Raw genomic sequence first — 4151 nt, forward strand, 5'->3', positions numbered from 1 at the left:
CCCGGCACCGCCAGCATGCGCAGCATATGGGCGTAAAGATTGGGGTAGTCCTGATAGCGTTTCAGGTTGGTCTTGAACAGGCCATGATAGGCCGCGTCAAAGCGGATGGCGGTGACGAACAGGCGAATATCTGCCTCGGTCATGGTGTCGCCGAACAGATAGGCGCGACCGTCTGACAGCCGGTCCTCCAGCGTGTCCAGCATGGCAAAAACGCCGGTGACGGCCTCGTCATAGGCCAGTTGGGTCGAGGCGAACCCGGCCTTGTAAACACCGTTGTTCAGGTCGGAATACATCCGGGTATTCAGCGCGTCGATTTCGACCGCCAGCGCATCGGGATACAGATCGGCGGTGTCGGGAACCAGCCCGCTAAAGCCGCTGTTGAACATCCGCACGATGTCGGCGCTTTCGTTGTTGACCATGACGTTGCGCTGCATGTCCCACAACACCGGCACGGTGGCGCGCCCGGTATAACCGGCATCGGCACGGGAATAGAGCTGGTGCATATAGTCCGAGCTGAACAGAGGGTCGGTGTCGGCACCGGGAAAATCGCCAAAGCGCCATCCCTGATCGCTAAGCCACGGGTTGACGATGGTGACGGGGATCAGGTCTTCGAGGCCTTTCAGCTTGCGGGCGATCAGCGTGCGCGAGGCCCACGGACAGATCAGCGCGACATACAGGCGATAGCGCCCGGCCTCGGCTTTGAACCCGGCCTCGCCGGTGGGGCCGGCACTGCCATCGGGGGTGATCCAGTTGCGAAAGCTTGAGATCTGGCGCTGAAACCGGCCGTCTTTGTCCTTGGCCTGCACTGGCTGCCAGTCGCTTTGCCATTTGCCTTCGATCAACATTGTTCCGTCTCCGTCCAAAAAAGGGGTCGCCGCGCCAATGGGGCGCGGCGAAGATGTGTCAGGCGCGTTTCAGTTTCGCGCCAAGGGCCAGCGCCCCGTCGCCCAGCAGGGCCAGCGCCATGAGGGCCGCGATCCAGAACACCGGGTATTCCCAGCCGCCGCCCTGATTGCTGAACAGCCAACCGACCGAGGCATGCACGGTGAACACCGCGCCCAGCAGGACCGGGATCAGGCCCAAAGCCACCCAGCGGGTATAGACACCGGCGATCAGCGCCACGGCACCGGCCAGTTCGGCAGCGATCACCAGATAGGCCAGCGCGCCGGGCAGGCCGATGCTTTGAAAGAACCCGGCGGTGCCGGCGGGGGTGAAGACGATCAGCTTGAGCAGACCATGCGCCAGAAACGCGATGCCGGTGGCAAGACGCAGAACAAGCGCGGCGTAGGGAGCAGTTTTAAGATCCAACATTTTCGTTTCCTTTCAGGGATTAACGCGACAGCCACGCCGGCGCGATCTGCGTGCCGTGACCCAGCATGTAGCCAAATTGGATGTTCAGATAGCCAAGCGGCTCAAGGTGGCGGGCCGAGGCCAGCGCCCCGGTATCGACCGGGTCGAACCCGGCATCTGCGGCGATTGCGAGAACCGTTGCCCGTGCGGCTTCGTCATCCGAGGCGACATAGGTCGGCAGTTTGCGATCGCCGAAGTCCAGACCATCGGCATAGACCTGTGCAAAGACGGTGTTGAATGCCTTGACGACGCGGGCGCCGCTCAGGGCCTTGGCGGTCTCCTCGGCGGCCGAGGTGCTGTGGCCGATGGCCAGACCCGAGAAGTCCTCGGTCACGGGGTTCGATACGTCAACGACGATCTTGCCGTTGAAATCCGCCGTGTCCGCCAGACCGGCAATGGCCGGGAACGGCACGGCCAGAATGACCACTTCGGCCAGTTTGACCGCCTGCGCCACGTCCGTGCCTTGCAGCGACAGCCCATGTTCGGCGTTCAGCTTTGCCGCCGCGTCCGGACCCGAGCTTGCGTCACTGCCAGCCAGCACAACGCCGTGTTTGGTTTTGCCAAGGGTAACAGCAAGGCCCGAGCCGATGTTCCCTGTGCCGATGATTGCGATATTCATTTTGCGTCTCCAAATTCCTGCGGCGTTGGGCCGCTTGTGATGAGACGGATATGCCTCTTTTGATTGGTCAGAAAAACATCCCTGTTGGCGAATGATTTTCGCCGTGGTATTCACAATCTATGGATCTGGTCGATGGCATGAAAACCTTTGTGGCGGCGGTCGAGACCGGCTCGTTCACCGCAGCGGCCGACCGTTTGGGCATCTCGAAAAAGCTGGTCAGCAAATATGTGGCCCAGCTTGAGGATCGTCTGGGCGTGCGCCTGCTGCACCGCACCACCCGCAAGCTTAGCCTGACCGAGGCCGGTCAGGGCTATTACGCCCGCTGTGCCGATCTGATCGAGGAAATCGAGGCGCTGGCAACTTCAATGCGGACCGAGGGCGAGGGCCTGTGCGGCACGTTGCGAATTTCGGCTCCGTCCAGCTTTGGCGAATTATACGTTCTGCCGCTGGTGCGCGATTTCGGGGCGCTGCACCCGGATCTGACCATCGATCTGCGGCTGAACGACCGCTATGTCGATCTGGCTGAAGAGGGCTTTGATCTGGCGATCCGCATTGGCGCGATGGAGGATTCCAGCATGATCTCGCGCCGTCTGGCAACGGCGGAAATGTGGGTCGTGGCGACGCCGGATTTTCTGCGCAGCCACGGCACGCCGCAAGTGCCCGGCGATTTGGCCGATTTCAACTGTATCCGCGATACCAACATGCGGGCCGGGCAGGCGTGGCCGTTTACCGTGAACGGTCAAAGTCAGCGCATCGCGGTCGATGGCAAGTTTCTGGTCAACAGCGCCACTGCGACCCGGCGGCTGGCGCTGGGCGGGCATGGTTTGGCGCTGTGCCCCGATTACGTCATCAGCGCCGATGTCGCCGCCGGGCGGCTGATACGAGTGCTGGCCGATTTCGCGGTTCCGGCTCTGGATATCCGGGCGGTGTTCCTGAACCCCCGGCATATGCCGGTCAAACAGCGGATGTTCATGGATTTCCTCAGCCGCCGCTTTCGCGAATGCCCCGGTTGGGCCAATCTGAACGATCGGGATCAGGGGCGCGGGGCCTCGTAGCCCAGATTGGCCGAAACCTCGGCCGCGGCGCGCAACAGGGCGTTGATCTGATCGTCGGTCGGCGGGTCGGTAATGAACTGGATCGAATCCGACATGGCGAGGGTGCCGACGAAATTTCCCAACGCGCCAAAGACCGGCGCCGCCAGCGCGTTCAGCCCGATCACCACCTGATTGGGCGCCACCGCCCAGCTGTTCTGGCGGGTCTGCTCGATCTCGCGCTTCAGCTCCTGCGGATTGGTGATCGTGTAGGGCGAGGTCTGTTCCAGCTCGCGCGACAGCGTGTCCCGCATCAGGTCCGGCCCGCCAAAAGCCAGCGTGACCTTGCCCTGCGCGCTGGCATGCAGCGGCAACAGCGACCCCGGTTTAACCGCGATCTCGATATTCGAGCGGCTGGGGATCATCAAAAGCACCCGGGCGGCGCCGTTCTCAAGCTGGCTGACCGACACCGCATGGCCGACCTCGTCCCGCAAGGCGCGGGCAACGTGACGGGCGGCGGTGACCAGCCCGAAATTCTCGCTGACGGCCTGACCCAGCGCCATCAGACGACCGCTGATGCTGTAACGCTCGGTCTCGGGGTTGCGGATCAGATAGCCCGCCGCGACCAGCGTCTGCAAATGTCGGTGGATGCGGCTTTTGGTGGTGTCAAAGGTGCGGGCCAGTTCGGTCACCCCGACCGAGCTGTCGCAACGGGCGACCACTTCGAGAATCCCAAGCGCGAATTCGACCGACCGGACATTGCCGCCCTTGGGTTCTGTTGTGCCCGCCTTTGCCACGTTTGCCCGCCCTTTCCTTGGTTCAACCCGTCATAATCGCTTAGCCCGGCATGGGATAGTCCCCGGCGTTCAGAACCCAGCCGTCCGTTTGCGAGAAATCCATGCGCGGCGGCGAAAAGATATCGATCAGCTGGTTGTTGCCCGGACCGGTCCCGCGCGAGGTATGGATCGCCGGCGGCGGAATCACTACCAACGACGGCGCATCGCAGTCCAGTTGCAGGTCGTCGCGCCATTCATTCATGTCCGTGGTCCACGGCCAACGCAGGTGATGGGCAAAACTGCCGCTCAGTGCCAGCGAGCCCTGTTCGAAATCGTCATGGTGATGCGGCGACATCTTGGTGATGTCGCGCGGTC

Annotated in this window: 5 protein-coding genes and 1 pseudogene; 1 reads left to right on the forward strand and 5 read right to left on the reverse strand. The window is 62.6% G+C overall.

Annotated features, from left to right (window positions below; all coding sequences use genetic code 11):
* From ABYW26_RS11430 to ABYW26_RS11440, 3 genes are all read right to left on the reverse strand, one after another.
* Positions 1–845 (reverse strand): glutathione S-transferase family protein (locus ABYW26_RS11430; RefSeq protein WP_372605007.1); only part of this gene is annotated, 845 nt, incomplete at its 3' end.
* Positions 846–903: 58 nt separating this feature from the next.
* The gene (locus ABYW26_RS11435) at positions 904–1311 is read right to left on the reverse strand and encodes a DoxX family protein (protein WP_372605008.1); all 408 of its coding nucleotides are present in this window, start codon (positions 1309–1311) and stop codon (positions 904–906) included.
* Between the two features lie 19 nt (positions 1312–1330).
* A complete protein-coding gene (locus tag ABYW26_RS11440; RefSeq protein ID WP_372605009.1) occupies positions 1331–2083 on the reverse strand; it encodes an NADPH-dependent F420 reductase in 753 nt (250 codons plus the stop codon).
* A gap of 5 nt (positions 2084–2088) precedes the next feature.
* Between ABYW26_RS11440 and ABYW26_RS11445 the strand changes: the two genes are divergently transcribed.
* Complete coding sequence (locus tag ABYW26_RS11445) at positions 2089–3024, forward strand: LysR family transcriptional regulator (protein WP_372605010.1); 936 nt, start codon at positions 2089–2091, stop codon at positions 3022–3024.
* On the opposite strand, the gene ABYW26_RS11450 is transcribed toward ABYW26_RS11445, so the two are convergent.
* Both ABYW26_RS11450 and ABYW26_RS11455 read right to left on the reverse strand, forming a co-directional pair.
* Entirely contained in the window at positions 3003–3797 is a 795-nt protein-coding gene (locus ABYW26_RS11450; protein WP_372605012.1) for an IclR family transcriptional regulator, read from the reverse strand. The two genes, ABYW26_RS11445 and ABYW26_RS11450, sit on opposite strands and share 22 nt — an antisense overlap.
* A 40-nt stretch (positions 3798–3837) precedes the next feature.
* Positions 3838–4151: pseudogene (locus ABYW26_RS11455) on the reverse strand (hypothetical protein); the annotation flags it as partial.

The organism is Actibacterium sp. (assembly GCF_041584535.1).
Classification (GTDB): Bacteria; Pseudomonadota; Alphaproteobacteria; order Rhodobacterales; family Rhodobacteraceae; genus Actibacterium_D.

Excerpts from the sequence above, each read along its gene's own strand:
- ABYW26_RS11435 (WP_372605008.1), bottom strand. The coding sequence starts at position 1,311 with ATGTTGGATCTTAAAACTGCTCCCTACGCCGCGCTTGTTCTGCGTCTT.
- ABYW26_RS11445 (WP_372605010.1), top strand. The coding sequence starts at position 2,089 with ATGGATCTGGTCGATGGCATGAAAACCTTTGTGGCGGCGGTCGAGACC.